This is a genomic window from Micromonospora sp. NPDC050695 (genome assembly GCF_040654415.1).
Lineage (GTDB): Bacteria > Actinomycetota > Actinomycetes > Mycobacteriales > Micromonosporaceae > Micromonospora.
Genome location: NZ_JBFAHZ010000118.1, coordinates 1,281 through 3,209 on the forward strand (window position 1 = coordinate 1,281; position 1,929 = coordinate 3,209).

Consider the following 1,929-nt stretch of genomic DNA (forward strand, 5'->3'; position numbering starts at 1 on the left):
GCGGAGGTGACCCGCCGGTGGGGTGTGGTGAGCCTGCTCGACCTACTCAAGGAAGCCGACTGGCTGACCGATCTACACACCGAGTTCACGTCGATCGCCACCCGCGAGCACCTGGCCCCGGGGGAACTGCGTAAGCGGCTGCTGCTGGTGCTGTTCGCGCTGGGCACGAACATCGGCGTGAAGCGGATCGTGCACTCCGGCGACCACGGCGTCACCGAGGCGCAGCTGCGCCGTACCCGGCACCTGTTCGTCACCCGCGACGGCCTGCGCCGCGCGATCGCCGCAGTGGTCGGCGCGACGCTGCGCGAGCGTGACCCGCGCTGGTGGGGCGCCGGCACTGCCTGTGCGTCGGACTCGAAGAAGTTCGGGTCGTGGGAGTCGAACCTGATGACCGAGTGGCACGCCCGCTACGGCGGACCCGGCGTGATGATCTACTGGCACGTCGAACGTAAGAGCGTCTGCGTGTACTCCCAGCTCAAGACCTGCTCGTCGTCCGAGGTCGCGGCGATGATGGAGGGCCTGATCCGGCACGCCGCCGACGTCGACTCACAGATCACCGCGAACTACACCGACACCCACGGCGCCTCCGTGGTCGGGTTCGCGTTCACCCACCTGCTCGGCTACCGGCTGCTGCCCCGGTTGAAGAACATCGGCGCCGCCCGGCTCTACCGGCCCGCTGATGGGGCTACCTATCCGGGGCTGGAGCCGGTGCTGACTCGGGCGATCAACTGGGACCTGATCACCCGCGAATACGACCAGATGATCAAGTACGCGCGGGCGTTGCAGCTCGGCACCGCCGAGGCCGAGCAGATCCTGCGCCGGTTCAACACCCGCGGTCCCAAGCACCCCACCCTCGCCGCGATCGAGGAACTCGGCCGCGCCGTCCGGACGGCGTTTATCGCCGACTACCTCGCCGACCCCGCGCTGCGCCGCGAGATCCACGAAGGGCTCCAGGTCGTCGAGCAGTGGAACTCGGCGAACGTGGCCATCCACTACGGCCGCGAGGCCGAACTGCCCGGCGCCGACCGCGAGGCCCAGGAGATCTCCATGCTCTCCCTGCACCTGCTCCAGTCCGCGCTCGTGCTGGTCAACACCCGCATGGTCGACCGCGTCCTGGCCGAACCGGACTGGGCGGCCCGGCTCACCGAACACGATCTGCGCGGCCTGACCCCGCTGTTCTGGTCCAACGTGGCCCTGCACGGCACGTTCCAGCTCGACCTCGACCAACGCATCGACTACGAGCGCGGCACTGCGGCCGTGCCGGCCCCGACAGGAGAACAGCGATGACGCCCACCCCAACCGTTCAGACGCCCGAGGACGACGCCCGCCGCCGGGCGGGCCTGGCCGTGTACGCCCTGACCGGTTGGCCGGTCCTCGCCGTGCTGCTGATCACCGCCAGTCTCGGCTGGTTCTACCTCGCCCGCTCCGACGACTGGCGCGGAGCGGTGTACGCCGGACTCGCCACCGTCGCCGCGCTCGCTATCGTCGGCGTACGACTGATGGTCGCACGTACCCGGGCCTAACCACGCTGCCGTCTCTCTCAGCCCACAGCGATCCCTGCGGGCCGGTGGTCCGGCACCCGGCCGGTGCGCTGCTCGCGGGGGCGCTACTGGCGCTTGCTGACGTAGGCGAAGAAGAACAGCATCAGGATCAGCCCGAACCAGAAGTTCCAGACCGAGTTCAGGCGGTAGTAGCCGCGTACCGGCTTCCCGCCGCGCTTGTACGGACTGACGAGCGGCATGAGGCCCTCCGTGATCGACACGCTACTGAACGGCATATATGGATATCACCAGGCGGTGACACCATCCGGCGAGCCCGACAGTCGGCGGCCCCGCTACGGGGTGATCAGGGCCCACGCGCTGATCACGCCCAGCAGCATCAAGGCTGGGACCACCAGGAGAAGCTCGGCCGCTGACCCCGTGCGGAATC

At 69.0% G+C, this 1,929-nt stretch carries 3 protein-coding genes; 2 read left to right on the forward strand and 1 reads right to left on the reverse strand.

The features are described from left to right. Positions 1-1,287 (forward strand): transposase (locus AB0H52_RS31640; RefSeq protein ID WP_357951946.1); only part of this gene is annotated, 1,287 nt, incomplete at its 5' end. Then, positions 1,284-1,523 (forward strand): hypothetical protein, encoded by a 240-nt coding sequence (locus AB0H52_RS31645; RefSeq protein ID WP_357951948.1) that lies wholly within the window; start codon positions 1,284-1,286, stop codon positions 1,521-1,523. The genes AB0H52_RS31640 and AB0H52_RS31645, both read left to right, overlap by 4 nt. A gap of 83 nt (positions 1,524-1,606) precedes the next feature. On the opposite strand, the gene AB0H52_RS31650 is transcribed toward AB0H52_RS31645, so the two are convergent. Continuing rightward, positions 1,607-1,741: a hypothetical protein gene (locus AB0H52_RS31650; RefSeq protein WP_357951950.1), complete on the reverse strand. Its 135-nt coding sequence runs from the start codon at positions 1,739-1,741 to the stop codon at positions 1,607-1,609. Positions 1,742-1,929 lie beyond the last annotated feature (188 nt).

What these genes read in the sequence shown, in the direction of transcription:
- AB0H52_RS31645 (WP_357951948.1), top strand. Translation starts at nt 1,284, where the DNA reads ATGACGCCCACCCCAACCGTTCAGACGCCCGAGGACGACGCCCGCCGC.
- AB0H52_RS31650 (WP_357951950.1), bottom strand. Translation starts at nt 1,741, where the DNA reads ATGCCGCTCGTCAGTCCGTACAAGCGCGGCGGGAAGCCGGTACGCGGC.